The sequence below is a fragment of the Massilia sp. YIM B02769 genome, from assembly GCF_030411995.1.
GTDB lineage: Bacteria > Pseudomonadota > Gammaproteobacteria > Burkholderiales > Burkholderiaceae_D > Telluria.
The window spans coordinates 130,728-148,747 of the sequence record NZ_JASNRC010000015.1 but is presented as its reverse complement, the minus strand read 5'-3'; the positions used below and the strand labels follow the sequence as shown (position 1 = coordinate 148,747).

General features: G+C 66.5%; 17 protein-coding genes. 14 read left to right on the top strand and 3 right to left on the bottom strand.

Features of this window, described 5'->3' with window-relative positions:
* Window positions 1–92: 92 nt before the first annotated feature.
* Window positions 93–1,394, bottom strand: a complete 1,302-nt coding sequence (locus QPK31_RS22440; protein WP_290425109.1) for a YihY family inner membrane protein — start codon at window positions 1,392–1,394, stop codon at window positions 93–95.
* 182 nt (window positions 1,395–1,576) lie between these two features.
* On the opposite strand from QPK31_RS22440, the gene wrbA reads away from it, so the two are divergent.
* From wrbA to QPK31_RS22380, 12 genes are all read left to right on the top strand, one after another.
* Window positions 1,577–2,212 carry an NAD(P)H:quinone oxidoreductase gene (wrbA, locus tag QPK31_RS22435; RefSeq protein ID WP_290425108.1) on the top strand — a complete coding sequence of 212 codons (636 nt, stop codon included), beginning with the start codon at window positions 1,577–1,579 and terminating at the stop codon, window positions 2,210–2,212.
* Entirely contained in the window at window positions 2,212–2,610 is a 399-nt protein-coding gene (locus QPK31_RS22430; RefSeq protein WP_290425107.1) for a DUF2069 domain-containing protein, read from the top strand. The genes wrbA and QPK31_RS22430 overlap by 1 nt, the downstream gene beginning before the upstream one ends.
* On the top strand, window positions 2,603–4,012 hold the full coding sequence (locus QPK31_RS22425) for an FAD-binding oxidoreductase (protein ID WP_290425106.1): 1,410 nt from the start codon (window positions 2,603–2,605) through the stop codon (window positions 4,010–4,012). Before QPK31_RS22430 ends, QPK31_RS22425 begins: the two co-directional genes overlap by 8 nt.
* Window positions 4,013–4,064: 52 nt before the next feature.
* A complete protein-coding gene (locus tag QPK31_RS22420) occupies window positions 4,065–4,472 on the top strand; it encodes a DUF4124 domain-containing protein (RefSeq protein ID WP_290425105.1) in 408 nt (135 codons plus the stop codon).
* Window positions 4,460–7,021, top strand: a complete 2,562-nt coding sequence (locus QPK31_RS22415) for an FtsX-like permease family protein (RefSeq protein ID WP_290425104.1) — start codon at window positions 4,460–4,462, stop codon at window positions 7,019–7,021. The genes QPK31_RS22420 and QPK31_RS22415 overlap by 13 nt, the downstream gene beginning before the upstream one ends.
* A complete protein-coding gene (locus QPK31_RS22410; protein ID WP_290425103.1) occupies window positions 7,021–8,085 on the top strand; it encodes a carotenoid 1,2-hydratase in 1,065 nt (354 codons plus the stop codon). The genes QPK31_RS22415 and QPK31_RS22410 overlap by 1 nt, the downstream gene beginning before the upstream one ends.
* A 37-nt stretch (window positions 8,086–8,122) precedes the next feature.
* A complete protein-coding gene (locus QPK31_RS22405) occupies window positions 8,123–9,964 on the top strand; it encodes an ABC transporter transmembrane domain-containing protein (RefSeq protein WP_290425102.1) in 1,842 nt (613 codons plus the stop codon).
* Window positions 9,965–10,085: 121 nt separating this feature from the next.
* Window positions 10,086–12,113 (top strand): methyl-accepting chemotaxis protein, encoded by a 2,028-nt coding sequence (locus QPK31_RS22400; protein WP_290425101.1) that lies wholly within the window; start codon window positions 10,086–10,088, stop codon window positions 12,111–12,113.
* Window positions 12,114–12,277: 164 nt separating this feature from the next.
* Window positions 12,278–13,369 carry a low specificity L-threonine aldolase gene (locus QPK31_RS22395; RefSeq protein ID WP_290425100.1) on the top strand — a complete coding sequence of 364 codons (1,092 nt, stop codon included), beginning with the start codon at window positions 12,278–12,280 and terminating at the stop codon, window positions 13,367–13,369.
* Window positions 13,370–13,403: 34 nt separating this feature from the next.
* Window positions 13,404–14,198, top strand: coding sequence for a thymidylate synthase (gene thyA / locus QPK31_RS22390; RefSeq protein ID WP_290425099.1), 795 nt, complete (start codon window positions 13,404–13,406; stop codon window positions 14,196–14,198).
* 117 nt (window positions 14,199–14,315) lie between these two features.
* Window positions 14,316–15,176 (top strand): hypothetical protein, encoded by an 861-nt coding sequence (locus QPK31_RS22385; RefSeq protein ID WP_290425098.1) that lies wholly within the window; start codon window positions 14,316–14,318, stop codon window positions 15,174–15,176.
* 33 nt (window positions 15,177–15,209) lie between these two features.
* Complete coding sequence (locus tag QPK31_RS22380) at window positions 15,210–15,953, top strand: MOSC domain-containing protein (RefSeq protein ID WP_290425097.1); 744 nt, start codon at window positions 15,210–15,212, stop codon at window positions 15,951–15,953.
* 15 nt (window positions 15,954–15,968) lie between these two features.
* Here QPK31_RS22380 and QPK31_RS22375 read toward each other — a convergent pair whose 3' ends face one another.
* Together QPK31_RS22375 and QPK31_RS22370 are read right to left on the bottom strand one after the other, a co-directional pair.
* Entirely contained in the window at window positions 15,969–16,175 is a 207-nt protein-coding gene (locus QPK31_RS22375; RefSeq protein ID WP_290425096.1) for a hypothetical protein, read from the bottom strand.
* On the bottom strand, window positions 16,151–16,657 hold the full coding sequence (locus QPK31_RS22370; protein ID WP_290425095.1) for a hypothetical protein: 507 nt from the start codon (window positions 16,655–16,657) through the stop codon (window positions 16,151–16,153). The genes QPK31_RS22375 and QPK31_RS22370 overlap by 25 nt, the downstream gene beginning before the upstream one ends.
* 192 nt (window positions 16,658–16,849) lie before the next feature.
* On the opposite strand from QPK31_RS22370, the gene QPK31_RS22365 reads away from it, so the two are divergent.
* Together QPK31_RS22365 and QPK31_RS22360 are read left to right on the top strand one after the other, a co-directional pair.
* Complete coding sequence (locus QPK31_RS22365) at window positions 16,850–17,341, top strand: dihydrofolate reductase (RefSeq protein ID WP_290425094.1); 492 nt, start codon at window positions 16,850–16,852, stop codon at window positions 17,339–17,341.
* Complete coding sequence (locus QPK31_RS22360) at window positions 17,338–17,976, top strand: DUF4337 domain-containing protein (protein WP_290425093.1); 639 nt, start codon at window positions 17,338–17,340, stop codon at window positions 17,974–17,976. The genes QPK31_RS22365 and QPK31_RS22360 overlap by 4 nt, the downstream gene beginning before the upstream one ends.
* Window positions 17,977–18,020 lie beyond the last annotated feature (44 nt).

The window sequence follows — 18,020 nt, the reverse complement described above, 5'->3', positions numbered from 1 at the left end:
CACGCAACTCTACCTAAAGGCAAAAATTCAATCCTCTTCTTGCAAAACGGGTGGAGTCCATAGATACGGTCAACGTTTCGTCCTGAACCGCGCTACCTGGTTTCGAAGTACTCCCCCACCGTCCGATCCAGCCCCTGCTCCACCGCCGTCTCGACACTGCGCGCCAAACTTGCCGTATCCAGTGCCAGCGGCGACCCAAGCGCCGGCACCGCCGCCGTCAGCCCGGCGCTCGCCCCGCCGAATACGAACAGCCGGTACACATCCGCCACCTTTAGCTTGTCCGGATCGGCCAGCAGCACCCAGTCGTCCTGCCCGGCGCGCACGGTGCGGCCCCATTGCGTGTGTGCCGGCACCTCGGACTGCACCCGTCCGACCCAGCCGGCCGTCACCATCTGCTCGAGCAGCAGGCCCAGTTCGTCGTAGCCGATGCGCGTATGCGCGCGGATCGCCGCGCTCGACACCAGCGCCGAGCCGGTCGCATGGGCGCCGCCGTGCAGCACCTTCAGCACCGCCATCGCATCGACAAAGGCGCCGCCCGGCGCCGGCACGTGCCACCAGCGCTCGTATTTCACCACCGGCAGCGCCGAGGCCACCACGGCGCCGACCAGGGTGATCAGCCAGGACAGGTAGATCCAGACCAGGAACAGCGGCAGCGCGGCCAGGGCGCCGTAGATGATGGCGTAGGCCGGGAACTGGCGGATGAACAGGGCGAACAGGCGCTTGGCCAGCTCGAAGGCGATTGCCGCCGCCAGCGCGCCCCACAGTGCATCGCGCCAGTTGACGTAGCGGTTCGGCACGGCCATGTACAGCAGCGTGTAGGCGCCCGTGGTCAGCGCCAGCGAGGCCAGGGTCGAGAACAGGCTGGCAACCAGCGAGCCGACCAGCGGCACCGCGCGCGTGATGCCGTCGGTGGCCGTGAACAGTTGCGAGGTGACGGTGATCGACAGGCCGAACAGCAGCGGCCCGAGCGTGATCAGCGCCCAGTAGATCAGCATGCGCTGCATCAGCGGGCGCGGCTGGCGTACGCGCCAGATCTGGTTGAAGACGCGCTCGATCATGCCGATCATCGCGGTCGAGGTGATCAGCAGCGCGACCGCGCCCAGCGCCGACAGGCCCTTGGCCTTGCTGGCGAACTGCGTCAGGTTCGAGATGATCGTGTTGGAAATAGCCTTCGGCATCAGGGCCTGGGCGAAGTAGGTTTCGATGGCCGTGCGGAGCTGACCGAAAATCGGAAACGTGGTAAAAATGGCCAGTACGATCGTCAGCAAAGGGACCAGGGCGAGCGTGGTGGTAAAGGTGAGGCTGCCTGCCACTTGCGGCAGCCTTTCCTCGCGCAGGCGGCGCCGTGCAAAGCGCACCAGGTCGCGCGCCTCGGGCAGCGTCAGGGCGCGCACGCNNNCGCTCGGCGCCGACGTTGAACATGTCGCTGGTGGAACGCGAAATCGAGTGGACGGTTTTGGAAAGCATATTGTCGTTTTGGTTTCCTCGTACGGCGCGGAGCACGGCACTGTCGTAGAGGATTTTTTCACACGCCAGGGAGCATGTCATTTCAGCAAAGCATCCTATAATACCAACGATGAACCCTAGCCCCCTGACTATTCTCGTTTTGTACTACTCGCGCCATGGCGCCACCCGTAAACTTGCCGAGCTCATCGCCCAGGGGATCGAGTCCGTCCCCGGGGCCGAGGCGCGCCTGCGCACCGTGCCCGCGGTGTCGACGGTATCCGAGGCCGTCGAACCCGACATCCCGGCCGGCGGCGCGCCCTACGTCGAACTGCAGGACCTGCACGAGTGCGCCGGCCTGGCCCTGGGTTCGCCCACCCGCTTCGGAAACATGGCGGCTGCCATGAAGTACTTCCTGGACGGTACCGCGGCCGAATGGCTGGCCGGCACGCTCTCCGGCAAGCCGGCGGCCGTGTTCACCTCCACCGGCAGCCTGCACGGCGGCCAGGAAGCGACACTGCTGTCGATGATGATCCCGCTGCTGCACCACGGCATGCTGATCATGGGCCTGCCCTACGCGCATCCGGAACTGATGAACACCGCCAGCGGCGGCAGCCCCTATGGCGCCACCCACTGGGCCGGGATCGACGGCGACAAGGCCATCACCGAAGACGAAAAGCGCCTGGCGATCGCCCAGGGCCGGCGTCTGGCCGAAGCCGCCGCCAAACTGCAGGCATCCTCGCAACCACCACTGCACGGACCACGCTGATGCACACCCCAAGGATCTTTCATATCGGCGCCATCGCAAGCCTGATCTGGCTGATCGGCTGGCTGGTAGCCTGGGAAATCTGGGTCGCCCCGCTGCACCCGGGCGGCTCGCTGCTGGCGCTCAAGGCGCTGCCTCTGCTGGTGCCGCTGCGCGGCGTCATCAAGCGCGACCTGTACACGCTGCAATGGTCGTCGATGGTCATCCTGGTCTACTTCGCCGAAGGCGCGGTGCGGGCCTGGAGCGACGAACTCGAAGCCTCGCGCATCATGGCGATCGGCGAGATCGTGCTGGTCTGCGTGTACTTCGCCTGCGCCCTGCTCTACCTGCGTCCCTATAAAAAGGCCGCGCAGCGCATGGCCAAGGAACTGCTCGACAAGGTGAAAGTACCGCATGACTGAGGATTTCCTCGCGCGCTGCCGCGCAATCAGCGGCGCGTCGCGGGTACTGACCGAAGCGCACGACACCGCGCCCTACCTCACCGACTGGCGCGGCCGCTTCACCGGCCGCGCCCGCGCCGTGCTGCTGCCCGGCGATCGCGACGAGGTGGCGCAGCTGGTGCAGGCCTGCGCCGAGCACCGCGTGCCGATCGTGCCCCAGGGCGGACGCACCGGCCTGGTGCTGGGCAGCGTGCCCGACGCCAGCGGCGACGCCGTGGTGATCTCGCTGCGGCGCCTGAACCGCATCCTTGCCGTCGACACCATCAACCGCACCATTACCGTCCAGGCCGGCTGCATCCTGCAGCAGATCCAGGACGCAGCAAGCGAGGCCGGCCTGCTGTTCCCGCTCTCGCTGGCGGCCGAAGGCAGCTGCACCATCGGCGGCAACCTGTCGACGAATGCCGGCGGCACCGCGGTGCTGCGCTACGGCAATACCCGCGACCTCTGCCTGGGCCTGGAAGTGGTCATGCCCCAGGGACGTATTTGGGACGGCCTGCGCGGCCTGCGCAAGGACAATACCGGCTACGCGCTGCGCGACTTGTTTGTCGGCGCCGAAGGCACGCTCGGCATCGTCACGGCCGCCGTCCTGAAGCTGTATCCGCAACCGAAGGCGGCGACCACGGCCCTGGTGGCGATGGCCTCGCCCGAACGCGCGCTCGGCCTGCTGTCGCTGATGCAGGACGTGTGCGGCTCCAGCCTCACCGCCTACGAACTGATGTCGGACTTTTGCCTGCGCCTGGTCGGCGCCCACTTCCCGCACCTGCCGCGCCCCTTCGCCGGCACGCATGCGCAGTACGCGCTGCTGGAAGTGTCGAGCAGCGAATCCGAGGCGCATGCGGTGGGGCTGCTGGAATCCGCCATCGAAACGGCGCTCGAACAGGGGCTGGCCGACGATGCGGTGGTGGCCACCTCCGGCGCCCAGTCGGCCGGTTTGTGGCAGCTGCGCGAACACATCCCGCTGGCCCAGGCCGCGGAGGGCAAGAACATCAAGCACGACGTCTCGCTGCCGATCTCGCGCATCGCCGACTTCATCGCCAGCACCGACCGTCAACTGGCGGACAATTTCCCGGGCTGCCAGGTGGTCTGCTTCGGCCACCTCGGCGACGGCAACCTGCACTACAACGTGGCGCCGATGGCAGGCGTCTCGCACGAGGCTTTCCTGGCCAACCAGGACGCCATCAACCGCATCGTGCACGACAGCGTGGCCGCCTTCGACGGCTCGATTTCCGCCGAGCACGGCATCGGCGCCCTGAAGCGCGAGGAGCTGAAACGCTACAAGGATGTTGTCGAACTGGACATGATGCGTGCCATCAAAGCTGCCCTCGACCCGCTCGGCATTATGAACCCTGGCAAAATTCTTTGAGACGGGGAGCGCATCGATGACGAAGTTCATGGCAGCAATAGCGGCGTGCGCGGTGGCTTTTTTAGCTGCACCAAATGGGTTCGCAGGCACGATCTACAAGTGCAACGTCGGCGGCAAGATTGCCTATGGCGACCAGCCCTGCGCCGGTGGTTCCGGCACGGAACTGGCAGTCCAGGCCGCACCGCCGGTCGACCCGGCGGCGGCCGAGAAACTGGCAAGCAACAAGTTGCGCCTGCTCGCGATGGAAAAGACCCGCGCCGCCGACGAACTGCGCGAGGAACGCGAACGCCAGCGCGCCGCCAAGGCTTATCAAACCCAGAAGCAGAAATGCGACCGCCTGCGCCTGAAGCAGAAGTGGGTCGAGGAAGACCTGGGCCGCGCCCGTGGCGACGCCGTGGCGGCAGCGCGCCAGAAGGCGCAGCGGCAGGCGGAGGCCCTGGCGGTGGAATGTCCGGCTTAACTCTCCTGTCTCCCGTCCTGTCGCGCTGGCTGCTGTTCGGCGAATGGCGCGCGCATCCGGTGCGCGCCCTGCTGGCGATTGCCGCGATCGCAGTCGGCGTGGCCATGGGTTTCGCCATCCACCTGATCAATGCCGCCGCCTTTAACGAATTCTCGGCCGCCATCAAGAGCCTGTCCGGCCAGGCCGATATCCAGGTGCTGGGCCGCGAAGCCCTGTTCGACGAAGCCGTCTACCCGCGCCTGGCCGAATACGAGGGCGTGGCATTGGCCTCGCCGGTACTCGACATCCAGGCCGCCGTGCCGTCCGCCAGGGGCGCGCTGCGCATCGTCGGCATCGACCCGCTGCGCGCCGGCTACATCGCGCCCGACCTGCTCGGCGTCCCAAGCGAGGGCCGCGGCGCCGACCTGCTGGCCGACGACACCGTGTTCCTGTCGCCCGCCGCGCAGAGCTGGCTGAACCTGCGCGACGGCGCATCGCTCACGCTGCGCGCCGGCACCCGCGACTTCACCCTGCGCGTGGCCGGTCCGGTACAGCGCGCCCGTCCCGGCCAGCGCATCGCCGTGATGGACATCGGCGCCGCCCAGTGGCGCTTCGGCCAGATCGGCAAGCTGTCGCGCGTCGACCTGAAACTGCGCGACGGCGTGAACCGCGCCGAGTTCGAAGCGCGCCTGGGGCGCGACCTGGAACGCGACTTCCCGGGGCGTTTCCGGATCCAGCAGCCGAACGACAGCGACCAGGAAAGCCGCAACAATAACCTCAGCCGCGCCTACCGCGTCAATTTGACGGTGCTGGCCCTGGTGGCGCTGTTCACCGGCGCCTTCCTGGTGTTCTCGACCCAGGCGCTGTCGGTGATGCGGCGGCGCAGCCAGTTCGCGCTGCTGCGCGTGCTGGGCGTGGAGCGGCGCCAGCTGCTGCGCCAGGTGCTGGTCGAAGGCGCCAGCCTGGGCGTGGTCGGCGCCCTGCTCGGCGTACTGGCCGGTTACGTCCTGGCGGCCCTGGCCTTGCGCTTCTTCGGCGGCGACCTTGGCGCCGGCTACTTCCCGGGTGTGAAGCCGCAGGTGGTGTTCACCCCGGTGGCGGCATGTGTCTTTTTTGCGCTGGGCCTGGGCGTGGCCCTGCTCGGCTGCCTGGTGCCGGCCATCGATGCCGCGCGCGCCAGGCCGGCGGTGGCGCTCAAGTCCGGCAACGACGAAGCCGCGCTGGCGCGCCTGGCGCGGGTCTGGCCGTCGGCGATCTGCCTGGCGCTGGCGGCGCTGTTCGCCTTTGCCCCGCCCGTGTTCGAGCTGCCGCTGTTCGGCTACCTGGCGATTGCGCTGCTGCTGATCGGCGGCATCGGCCTGATGCCGCGCCTGGCCGCGACCGTATTCCGCCTGCTGAACCGGCCGCTGCTGGCGCGGTCGACGCCGCCGCCGGTGCTGGCCCTGACGATGTCGCGCCTGGCGAATGCGCCGGGCCAGGCCTCGATTGCCCTGGGCGGCGTGCTGGCCAGCTTCAGTTTGATGGTGGCGATGGGGATCATGGTGGCCAGCTTCCGCGTCTCGGTCGACGACTGGATGCGCCACATCCTGCCAGCCGACCTGTACGTGCGCACGGCCGCCGGCGGCAGCACCGGCTCGCTGGGGCCGGACGAGCAGGCCGCGATCCGGGCCACGCCCGGCATCGGGCAAGTGCAGTTCCTGCGCACGCGGCCGGTCTCGCTGCTGGCCGACCGGCCGGACGTGGTGCTGATCGCGCGCGACATCGACGCGGCGGACCCGGGCCGCCTGCTGTTCCTGGTCGGCGCATCGAGCCCGATCCCTCCCAACGCGCGTCCCGCCTGGGTCTCGGAAGCCATGCTCGACCTGTATGGGGCACGTGTCGGCCAGACGATTGCACTGCCGCTGGGCGGCAAGCCGGCGCCCTTCTTCATCGCCGGCGTCTGGCGCGACTATGCCAACCAGTCGGGATCGGTGGTGATCCGCCTTGCCGACTACCGCGCGCTGACCGGCGAGACGGCCGTGACCGATGCCGCCATCTATGCGGGAAGCGAAGCGGCGGCCGAGCGCGTCGAAAAGGCCCTGCGCGCCCTGCCATTCGGGCCGGCGCTGCAACTGGCGCGGCCGGGCGACATCCGCGCCGCCAGTTTGCAGATCTTCGACCGCAGCTTCGCGGTCACCTATTTACTTGAGGCGATCGCCATTGTGATTGGATTGTCCGGCGTCGCCGCCACCTTCTCGGCCCAGACCCTGGCGCGGGCACGCGAGTTCGGCATGCTGCGCCATGTCGGCGTGACGCGCGGCCAGGTGCTGGGCATCCTGGCCTGCGAGGGCGGCTTGCTGACCACGCTCGGCGTGGCCTGCGGCTTCGCCCTCGGCCTGGTGATCAGCCTGATCCTGGTATTCGTCGTGAATCCGCAATCCTTCCACTGGACCATGCAGCTGCACCTGCCCTGGGGCTTGCTGGCGACCGTCGCCGCGGTGCTGGTCGGCGCCTCGGTGGCCACGGCGCTGGTGTCGGGGCGCTATGCCTTGTCCGGCGGGCCGGTGCGCGCCGTGAGGGAGGATTGGTAATGCGTTTTATTCTACTGCTGTGGATGCTGGCGGGCGGGCTTGCCCTGGCCGCGCCGCCGAACTTCGCGCCGGTCACGCCGGGCCGGCCAATGGTCTTCCCGGCGGATTATGGCGCCCACCCGGACTTTCGCACCGAGTGGTGGTACGTCACCGGCTGGCTGAAAAAGGCCGATGGCAAGCCGCTCGGCTTCCAGGTTACCTTCTTTCGCAGCCGCACCGAACACGACACCGCCAACCCGAGCGCATTCGCGCCGCACCAGCTGGTGATCGGCCATGCCGCACTGTCCGACCCGGCGCTGGGCCGCCTGGCGCACGACCAGCGCAGCGCGCGCGAAGGCTTCGGCCTGGCCTGGGCCAGGAGCGGCGATCTCGATGTCAAGCTCGACGACTGGCGCATGCAGCGCGCGCCCGACGGCAGCTACCGCGTGACCGTGCAGTCCGGCGAAATGAGCCTGGACCTGACCTTGACGCCGACCCAGGCGGTGCTGGTGCAGGGCGAAGGCGGCTATTCGCGCAAGGGGCCGGCGGCGCAGCACGCAAGTTACTACTACAGCCATCCGCAGCTGCGCGTGACGGGCAACGCCGGGCGCCCGGGCGCGGCGGGCGCGGTCACGGGCAGCGCCTGGTTCGATCACGAATGGTCGAGCGAAGCCCTGCAACCCGAAGCCAGCGGCTGGGACTGGGTCGCGGCGAATCTAGACGACGGCTCGGCGCTGATGGCTTTCCAGATCAGGGCCAGGCGAGGTGGTAAACTATGGTCGCACGCCACCGTGCGCGACCGCGCCGGTACAATTACCCGCTACGCGCCGGAACAGGTGAACTTTGCTCCGACGGCGCGCTGGAAGTCGCCGCGCACGAACGCCGAATACCCGGTTGCCACCACGATCACCACGGGCGCCACGCGCTGGCAGGTCACGCCCCTGCAGCAGGACCAGGAACTCGATTCGCGCCGCTCGACCGGCGCCGTTTACTGGGAAGGCGCGGTGACGGTCGCGCGCGACGGCGTACCGGCCGGGCACGGCTACCTGGAGATGACCGGCTACCTGCGCGACATGAAGCTATAAATTGATGACACCAGACAGAACAACAACAAGCAACACAATGACGAACCCTGCGACCAAGTCCGCCCCAGGCACCACCCCGAACACCTCCTCCGCGCCCGCCAAGGGCAGCCTCGCCGCCTTCAAGGGCCTGTTCCCCTTCCTGCGCCCCTACCGCCGCCAGTTCGTATTGGCCGGCGTGGCCCTGCTGTTCGCGGCCGGCGCCACGCTCGCGATTCCCGCCGCCTTCAAGCAGATGATCGACCTCGGCTTCGGCGCCGCGGCCGGCGCGCACAGCATCAGGAACGTGGACGCTACCTTCCTGGCCCTGTTCGGCGTGGCCACCGTGCTCGGCATCGCCACCGCCGCGCGCTTCTATATGGTTTCCTGGCTGGGCGAGCGCGTGACCGCCGACATCCGCAGCGCCGTCTACAGCCACGTCGTGCACCAGAGCCCGGAATTCTTCGAAACCACCCAGACCGGCGAAGTGCTGTCGCGCCTGACCACCGACACCACGCTGATCCAGGCCGTGGTCGGCACCAGCATCTCGGTCGCCCTGCGCAACGTGTTGCTGTTCGTGGGCGGCCTGGTGATGCTGTTCGTGACGGATGCGAAGCTGACCGCCATCATCTTCGGCCTGCTGATCGCGGTGATCGTGCCGATCGTGCTGTTCGGGCGCCGCGTCCGTAAACTCTCGCGCGATTCGCAGGACCGCATCGCCGACGCCTCGGCCCTGGCCGGCGAAATCCTGAACGCCATGCCGACCGTGCAGGCCTACACCCACGAAAAGATCGAGGCGCAGCGTTTCGGCGGCTCGGTCGAAGGCGCCTTTGCCGCCGCGATGCAGCGCATCCGCGCCCGTTCGCTCCTGACCATGCTGGCCATCGTGCTGGTGTTCGGCACCATCGTTTTCGTGCTGTGGCTGGGCGCGCACGCCGTCCTGAACGGCGACATGACCGGCGGCGAACTGGGGCAGTTCATCCTGTACGCCTCGATCGTGGCCGGCTCGATCGGCGCGCTGTCGGAAACCATGGGCGAAGCCCAGCGCGCGGCCGGCGCCACCGAACGCCTGCTGGAACTGCTGGCCGCACGCTCCGACATCCGCAACCCGGCGCATCCGCAGCCGCTGCCCCAGCGCAGCACGGGCGCTGATCGTGGTGCGGCACTCGCCCTGCAGGACGTGACCTTCGCCTACCCGTCGCGCCAGGACAGCGCCGCCCTGTCGCACGTCTCGCTCGACATCAAACCCGGCGAGACAGTGGCCGTGGTTGGCCCGTCGGGCGCCGGCAAGACCACCCTGTTCCAGCTGCTGCTGCGCTACTACGATCCGCAGGCCGGCGCCATCACCCTGGATGGCGTGGACATCCGCGACCTCGACCTGCACACCCTGCGCGGCGCCATCGGCATCGTGCCCCAGGACACGGTGATCTTCTCGGCCGACGCGATGGAAAACATCCGCTACGGCCGTCCGGAAGCGAGCGACGAGGAAGTGATCGCAGTGGCGAAACTGGCCGCCGCCCACGAGTTCATCGAGCGCCTGCCGCAGGGCTACCGCTCCTTCCTGGGCGAGCGCGGCGTGCGCCTGTCGGGCGGCCAGCGCCAGCGCATCGCCATCGCGCGCGCCCTGCTGAAGAACCCGCCGCTTCTGCTGCTCGACGAAGCGACCAGTGCACTGGATGCGGAATCGGAACGCCTGGTGCAGGGGGCGCTGGAAGCGGCGATGGTCGGGCGCACCACCATCATCATCGCGCACCGCCTGGCCACCGTGCAGCGGGCCGACCGCATCGTGGTGATGGAAGACGGACGTGTGGTCGAGACCGGCACCCATGCATCGCTGGTGGCACAAGGCGGCATCTATGCCAACTTGGCCGCGCTACAATTTCATCACATCCATGTACAGTAAATACACAATACGTTGTCGCGAAGCAGCATATTTACTGAATTTAGGCAACTTTCGTTGCGATAGGGAATAACCCCCAGTTATGATTCGGGCAGAAACCGGTATTTCCCTCATTTCTCCCGATATGTCCAAAACTACATTCCACCTTGCCAACTGGAGCGTCGGCTCCAAGATCAGCGCCTTCACGTTCGCGCTGGTCGGCGCCATCATCGGCGCCCTGGTCCTGACCATCAGCGCCACCACATCGTCCCTGCTCGAGGAACGCGCCTCGCGTAGCGTCTCGACCGAGCTCGACGGCCTGGTGTCCACCGTCTCGCTGTTCCACAAGACGGTCTCCAGCGAGGCGGTGAGCTTCGGCCGCGTGTTCGCCGCCGGCTTCACGGGCCCATTCGAACTCGACGCCAATGACACCGTGGACATCGGCGGCAAGGCCGTGCCGACCCTGAAGCACGACGGCAAGGCGCTGAACCTGGACTTCACCGCGCCCGACCGCTTTTCGACCGAAACCGGCGGCAACGCCACCATCTTCGCCGCGAACGGCGAGGACTTCGTCCGCGTCAGCACCTCGGTGAAAAAGGAAAACGGCGAGCGTGCCGTCGGCACCCAGCTCGACCGCAGCACGCCGGCCTACGCCGCCCTGCGCGACGGCAAGGTCTACGTCGGCCTGGCCACGCTGTTCGGCAAGCAGTTCATCACCCAGTACCAACCGGTGCGCGACGCCGCCGGCAAGGTGGTGGGCGCGCTCTACGTCGGCATCGACATCAGCAAGGACCTGGCTGCCCTGAAGGAACGCATCCGCTCGGCCAAGGTCGGCGAGACCGGCTACTTCTACGTGCTGAACGCCGCACCGGGCAAGGCCCTGGGCGACCTGATCGTGCACCCGACCGCCGAAGGCAAGAATATCCTCGACCGCCAGGCCGCCGATGGCAGCCTGTTCGTGAAGGACATGCTGGACAAGAAGAACGGCAAGATCAGCTATGAATGGAAGAATCCGGACGAAACGGCGAGCCGCGAGAAATTCGCCGTCTACACCTGGTTCCAGGACTGGAACTGGGTGATCGCCGGCGGCACCTACCGCGACGAGATCACGGCCGAAGCCACCTCGCTGCGCAACCGCTACATCGCCTTCGGCCTCGTCGCGCTGGCCGCATTCGCCGCAGCGCTGTACGCCTTCGTGCGCAAGGCGGTCACCCGTCCGCTGGCCGAAGTGCGCGACGCCGCCGTGCGCATCGCCGAGGGCGACCTGACGGTGACCATCGCCAGCCGCGGCAGCGACGAAATCGGCCGCCTGACCGATGCCATGAACGGCATCAGCCGCAATTTGTCCAGCGTGGTCGGCAACGTGCGCGACGGCGCCGAGCAGATCGCCAACGCCTCGCAGGAAATCTCGACCGGCAACCTCGACCTGTGCTCGCGCACCGAGGAACAGGCGGCCAGCCTGGCGACCACCGCGTCGTCGATGGGCGAACTGACCGAGACCGTGCGCCAGAACGCCGACCACGCGCGCCAGGCCAACCAGCTGGCCGTGAACGCTTCGGCGGTGGCCGAGAAAGGCGGCAGCATCGTGGCCCAGGTGGTCGACAAGATGGAATCGATCAACCAGTCCTCGCGCAAGATCGGCGACATCACCGGCGTCATCGACGGCATCGCCTTCCAGACCAATATCCTGGCGCTGAACGCGGCGGTGGAAGCGGCACGCGCCGGCGAACAGGGCCGCGGTTTCGCGGTCGTCGCCAACGAAGTGCGCAACCTGGCCCAGCGCAGCGCCGCGGCGGCCAAGGAAATCAAGGCCCTGATCGCCGCCTCTAGCGGCGACGTCGAAGCCGGCAGCAAGCTGGTCGGCGAAGCCGGCGCCACCATGCACGAGGTGCTGGCCAGCGTCGGCCGCGTGACCGACATCATGGCCGACATCAGCGCCGCCAGCGCCGAGCAGAGCAGCGGCATCGAGCAGGTGAACCTGGCGATCGGCGAAATGGACGAATCGACCCAGCGCAACGCGGCGCTGGTCGAGGAAGCCAGTGCAGCGGCGCAGGCGATGCAGGACCAGGCGGCGCAGCTGGCGCGCGCGGTGCGTGCGTTCCGGCTGGATGGGAATGCGGGCAACGATGCGCTGCCGGCGCCCGCGAAACGGCCCGCACTGACGCGCGCTTGATTTGGTAGGGTGGGGACTCGTCCCCACCGGATATGCCACTTCGCGTCGTTGGCCATTATCGGGCGCGGTCTCAATCTTCATCGGGATTATTCAACCGACGCAACCGGTGGGGACAAGTCCCCACCCTACGATATACACTGGCGGTCCTTGTCCTGGAGCCCATCTTGACCGACGCCGACCTGATCCGCCGCTGCCATACCGTCTTCCCCGGCCACCGCGCCCGCACCCCAGCCGAGACCTACGCCGCCATGGCCGCCTGGTGCGAGGCCAACGACGTCGAGCACGACGTCTACGGCAGCGGCGCCCTGATCGACTCCTTCGAAAAGAAAATCGCCGCCCTGCTCGGCTTCGAGGCCGCCGTGTTCTGCATCAGCGGCACCATGACCCAGGTCACCGCCCTGCGCCTGGCCAGCATGGACCGCGCCAACGCCCCGGTGGCCCTGCATCCGACCTCGCACATCTTCGTGCACGAACGTTCCAACTACCAGCTGCTCGGCCACTTCGACGCCCTGCAGGTCGGCGACCGCCACCGCCCCTTCACGGTGAACGACCTGGAAGCGATTCCCGACCGCCTGGCCGCCGTCGGACTGGAGCTGCCGATGCGCGAGATCGGCGGCCAGGTGCCGGCCTGGGACGGGCTCGAAGCGATCAAGGCGCACTGCCGGGCGCGCGGCATCCACCTGCACATGGACGGCGCCCGTTTGTGGGAGACGGCCGCCGGCTACGGCAAGCCGGTCGACGCGATCGCCGCCGGTTTCGATTCGGTGTATGTGTCGCTGTACAAGGGCATCGGCGGCCTGGGTGGCGCCATGCTGGCCGGCAGCCAGGCCTTCGTCGCCCGTGCCGCCGAGTGGTTCCGGCGCCAGGGCGGCAACGTCATCCACCGCTCCCCCTACATCGTGGCCGCCGCGATGGGGTTCGACGAGTGCCTGGCCGCCATGCCAGCTTATTTCAAGCGCACCGAGTTCCTGTACGAAGCCCTGCGTGCGCATCCCGAGATCCGCGTGAACCCGGCACGGCCGGCCGCCAACATGCTGCACCTGCACCTGCCGGTGAGCCGCGAACGCGCCCTCGCCACCCGCGACACGCTCGCCGAACGCCACGGCATCTGGCTGTTCAACCGCATCAACCACGGCGTGCTGCCCGACACCAGCTACTTCGAGCTGTATGTCGGCGATAATCTGCTCAATACCGCGGACGACAAAATCGTCGGCGCCCTGGGCTTGCTGGCGGCGGAGCTGCGTACGCCTGTATAAGTTACAATGCCGGGTTTTCTCCTGAAGGATCGCGATGCGCCAATACCTCGACTTCATGCGCCATGTGAAAGAGCACGGCGCCCATAAAACCGACCGCACCGGCACCGGCACCCTGTCCGTGTTCGGCCACCAGATGCGCTTCGACCTGCAGGAAGGCTTTCCGCTGGTGACCACCAAGAAGGTGCACCTGAAGTCCATCATCCATGAACTGATCTGGTTCCTCCAGGGTTCGACCAACATCGCCTACCTGAAGGACAACGGCGTCTCGATCTGGGACGAATGGGCCGACGCCAACGGCGACCTCGGTCCGATCTACGGCTACCAGTGGCGCAACTGGCCGGCGCCGAACGGCGAGCACATCGACCAGATCGCCCAGGTGATGGAGCAGATCAAGACCACCCCGGACTCGCGCCGCATGATTGTCTCGGCCTGGAACGTGGCCGACATCCCGCAGATGAAGCTGCCGCCCTGCCACGCGCTGTTCCAGTTCTACGTCGCCGACGGCAAGCTGTCCTGCCAGCTGTACCAGCGCAGCGCCGACATCTTCCTGGGCGTACCCTTCAACATCGCCTCGTACGCGCTGCTGACCCACATGATGGCCCAGCAGGCCGGCCTGGAGGTGGGCGACTTCGTCTGGACCGGCGGCGACTGCCACCTGTATTCGAACCACCTCGAGCAGGCCGAATTGCAGCTCTCGCGCGAGCCGCTGCCGCTGCCGAAGCTGGTCATCAAGCGCAAGCCGGATTCGCTGTTCGATTACCGCTTCGAGGACTTCGAGGTCGTCGATTACCATTCGCACGCGGGTATCAAGGCACCGGTCGCGGTCTGAGTAGCTTGGGCACGCCTGTACGCCGACATCTATCTAGACTATCAATGCGCGTCGGATAGTCGCTAGCGACCGATCCGGAAAGAATGGTTTAATAGGACGCAACTGCCGAGGATAATCATGTCCAGAATACTTTGTTTTGAATCCGGCCCTGCAACTCTGCTCGATCCTTCGTATATCGAAGAGTTTGGTCGAGAAAAGGGCATGCTCGACGAACTCAAAGTCATTCAGGTCTCAAACGATCACAGATTATTCCTCGAAGGCGAGTTCGGCAAATTTCGGATTTACTGCCTTACGTCCCATACGCGACCCGAGGTCATCCCTGACTCGGTTCGCCTTCTGTCCAGCGATCACTTCTCGGCAATGCTCGAGCTCGAGCTCATGCCCGGCGAAGTCAGCAGACATGAAGTAGTATTTCGTTTGCCCTACTTGTCAATCGATGAGGTAAAGAGCGCTACCTATGGCCTGTATCCGGATTCCTTCGCGTTCATCAAGCGCGGCTTCGGACCGAATATACACGTATGCGATCTATCCTTCCTCACTTTATATGCCGAAAATGCGCCCCTCATTCCGCTAAAAGTGGAATATATCGGCATTGCCAAAGCCGAAGCCCGCGAAGCGCCAGATCGACTGGGAGAAGGTCATGAGAAGCTTCAGAAATTGCTCGCCAATCAAAATCGACGACCTAGCCGCCGGTCGATTTCCATCGTCCTCTACCGTCCATCGGAACTTGAACCTCCTGTGCTGCCGTTCCCGGACGTCGTCGAAGCGATCGAAGCGACCATGATTCGGCATTTCAGGCCGACGCCGATGAATGTAAGACGCATTGATTTTCCGGCTGATTCGCCTGAACTCGTTGGAAAAATAAGAGCGCTCGGCGCTGGGCTGATTTATAACGAACTCGCGTCGCCTAAAGGGACCCAACTGTACTCGGAACAGATTGTCCCTTCTTCCATTCACACGATTGCGATCCGCCTCTGAAGCATGGCAAGTTGCTGAGAGACAGTTTCGTTAATGCGCCCACTCCACCACAATCCCGGCTCACATGACGGCAACCGTCTTTCGCCTTTCCTGACCCACGGCGCTGTTGAGCTCGGTGCCATTTGCGGACTCTGGGTCCGAGCACGCCACGCTGCAACGCCGATCCGCGTCGAACGGGCCTTCGCTGTCGGGGGTGTCGGACTAGCTGACGATATCCATGCGGACTCGTTTTCGCCGCGCCAGCTGCTGCTTGCCAGCGCCTCGGCTTACGAGGCATTCGATCTTCCTGCGCACGCGCTGCGCGAGAATTTGCTGCTCGATGTCGATACGGCCAGTCTCACTTCCGGCACGGTTCTCCAGCTTGGCGATGCAGTACGCATCCGTTTGATGTTCCAGTGCGAGGCCTGCGGCCAGCTCGACCTCCAGCGCCGCGGCCTGGCCGCTGCGTTGGGAAGCCGGCGCGGGATGCTGGCACGCGTGATCGCAAGTGGCACTGTCGTTGCGGGCGACACGATCATGCAGCTGGACGAGCGCCTGCCGGCCTGGTCCGACGACTGGCGCGAACGGGTGATGACGGTGCTGGATGCGGTGCCGCCTGGCCACGTCATCGATTACGCCCGCCTGGCCCGGGTGGCGGGGATCCAGTCCAGCTACTGCCGCGCCTTCCCGCGCTTGCTGGCCAGACTCGGCGCAGACCATGCAGCCAAGGCCGTCCCGGCTCGCACGACCGTCACCTTGCCGCGCTGGGACGGCAGCGGCCTGTTCGATCGCATGTGAGCGTCTGACGACCGCTCACAGCTTCACTTTGGAGCGGCGGTCCCTGTTTGCCCGATCCGCCGCGGCAGCCTGCTTGCGCTTGCGTGTCTTGCCGCGGCTGGGCGGCGCAGGCGGCGCAGGAAGTGGCGGCGGCGGCGCCAGCGCGCCGCGATAACCCGGCGGCAGGTTCTCGACCTTGATATCCGGCTGTACGCAGGTCACGGCGCGCATGAACGCAAGCATGACAGGCGCATCGATACCTTTGTTCTCACCTGCACTCGTGCTGGCCACGAGGCGGATCCGCTTCCAGGAGCGTTCTTGCGCCGGCTTGAACGAAACGATGAAAGCCTGGACCTCCGCGTCGCTGGCCACGGACAGGCGTCGTACCCCTGGACGTCGCCCACATCGAAATGGCCCCAGCGAAAGAACGTGGCGGTACTCCTGACCTGGACGAAGCTGCCTTCGATGACGACCTGCTGGAAATAGCACAGGAAGTACAACGCAACCGTGCCGACGCAAAATCCCGGCACCACCAGCCAGGCGCCGTCGAACGTCAGCAACTCCGGGAAAAAGACCGCGGCTGCGGCAACGAACAGCTGGACGAACACGACCACGTAAAGGACCTCTGCTTCGCTTGCCTGCTTGAACACCTGCGCGCGGCCGGCCGCCTTGATCGCCTTTTTCCCCATGGCCTGCTCCCCTCGGTAAGACAGCAAGCGTTCCATGGGGCAGCAATCAACGTGCCGAGCGCGCACAGCTTCCCGAGCGATGCAAGTGGCTGAAATCACGCACATTCCTTCCAAAATCTTGACAGACAGCCCAAGTCGCGACACCATCTGCCGACTTCATTGCATTGCAACAAGGAATCACACCATGCGCGCCCTTTTTCCCCTCTCCACGACGCAGGCGGTCAGCCCATGACCCGCCTCACCATGGTCGTCGCCATCGACGCGCAGCGTGGCATCGGCGTCAACAACCAGCTGCCCTGGCACCTGCCCGAAGACCTGGCGCACTTTAAACGCGTCACGCTCGGCCGCCCGATCATCATGGGCCGCAAGACCTTCGATTCGATCGGCCGCCCGCTCCCGGGCCGCCAGAACATCGTCGTCACCCGCAACGCCGACTGGCGCCACGAGGGCGTCGACGCCGTCAGCTCGCTGGAGGAGGCCATCGCGCAGGTACAAGGCGACGAAGCCAGCATCATCGGCGGCGCCCAGATCTTCGCGGCGGCACTGGAGAAGGCCGACCGCATGATCGTCACCGAGATCGACCACAGCTTCGATTGCGACACCTTCTTCCCCGCCATCGACCCCGCCGTCTGGGTTGAGACCGCGCGCGAGGAACACCATTCCGAGGCCAAGGGCTACGGCTACGCCTTCGTCACCTACGAACGCAGGAAGCCGGCATGAGCATGTCGACCCTCCCGGCCCCGGCTTCCCGCGGCGGCGACGGCTTTGCCGGCAAGGTGGCGGTGCTGATCGCGATCCTGGCCACCATCGGCACCCTGTTCGGCTTCATCGGCAACAGCAGCTACAACGAGGCGGCCCTGCTGAAGAACAGCGCCGCCATCGACAAGACCAGCGCGGCCAACGCCTGGAACCATTACCAGGCCAAGTCGAACAAGCAGAACCTGGCGGAGCTGGCCACCAACCTGCCGGGCGTCGACCACGTGCATTACCGCGCCGAGGTGCTGCGCTACCAGCAGGAGAAGGACGAGATCCGGGTCGAGGCCGAGCGCTGGGAAGCCTCGTCGGCCGCCTTCAGCGCACGCTCGGAGGAAGCGCTGCACCGCCACCGCCAGTGGTCGCTGGCCTCGGTCGCGCAGCAGATCGCGATTTCGCTGGCGGCCGTGGCGCTGCTGGCGCGCCGCACCTGGCTGCTCGGCGCGACCGTCACCGTGGCCGCCTTCGGCCTCGTCATCGGCGCCTTCGCCTGGCTGCACGTGGAGCCGACGCCGCTGGTGGCCGCGCCCTTCGTCGCGGCCCTCGGCGCCATCCTCGGCGTGGAGCTGCTGAAGGGCCTGGGACGGCGTACACGCGGCTGAACTGCGGCTGAACCGCGCTGCCGCCCGCTAGAGTGCGCCGCCCC

Excerpts from the sequence above, each read along its gene's own strand:
- wrbA (WP_290425108.1), top strand. The coding sequence starts at position 1,577 with ATGAACCCTAGCCCCCTGACTATTCTCGTTTTGTACTACTCGCGCCAT.
- QPK31_RS22430 (WP_290425107.1), top strand. The coding sequence starts at position 2,212 with ATGCACACCCCAAGGATCTTTCATATCGGCGCCATCGCAAGCCTGATC.
- QPK31_RS22425 (WP_290425106.1), top strand. The coding sequence starts at position 2,603 with ATGACTGAGGATTTCCTCGCGCGCTGCCGCGCAATCAGCGGCGCGTCG.
- QPK31_RS22415 (WP_290425104.1), top strand. The coding sequence starts at position 4,460 with ATGTCCGGCTTAACTCTCCTGTCTCCCGTCCTGTCGCGCTGGCTGCTG.
- QPK31_RS22410 (WP_290425103.1), top strand. The coding sequence starts at position 7,021 with ATGCGTTTTATTCTACTGCTGTGGATGCTGGCGGGCGGGCTTGCCCTG.
- QPK31_RS22405 (WP_290425102.1), top strand. The coding sequence starts at position 8,123 with ATGACGAACCCTGCGACCAAGTCCGCCCCAGGCACCACCCCGAACACC.
- QPK31_RS22400 (WP_290425101.1), top strand. The coding sequence starts at position 10,086 with ATGTCCAAAACTACATTCCACCTTGCCAACTGGAGCGTCGGCTCCAAG.
- thyA (WP_290425099.1), top strand. The coding sequence starts at position 13,404 with ATGCGCCAATACCTCGACTTCATGCGCCATGTGAAAGAGCACGGCGCC.
- QPK31_RS22385 (WP_290425098.1), top strand. The coding sequence starts at position 14,316 with ATGTCCAGAATACTTTGTTTTGAATCCGGCCCTGCAACTCTGCTCGAT.
- QPK31_RS22380 (WP_290425097.1), top strand. The coding sequence starts at position 15,210 with ATGCGCCCACTCCACCACAATCCCGGCTCACATGACGGCAACCGTCTT.
- QPK31_RS22375 (WP_290425096.1), bottom strand. The coding sequence starts at position 16,175 with ATGCTTGCGTTCATGCGCGCCGTGACCTGCGTACAGCCGGATATCAAG.
- QPK31_RS22370 (WP_290425095.1), bottom strand. The coding sequence starts at position 16,657 with ATGGAACGCTTGCTGTCTTACCGAGGGGAGCAGGCCATGGGGAAAAAG.
- QPK31_RS22365 (WP_290425094.1), top strand. The coding sequence starts at position 16,850 with ATGACCCGCCTCACCATGGTCGTCGCCATCGACGCGCAGCGTGGCATC.
- QPK31_RS22360 (WP_290425093.1), top strand. The coding sequence starts at position 17,338 with ATGAGCATGTCGACCCTCCCGGCCCCGGCTTCCCGCGGCGGCGACGGC.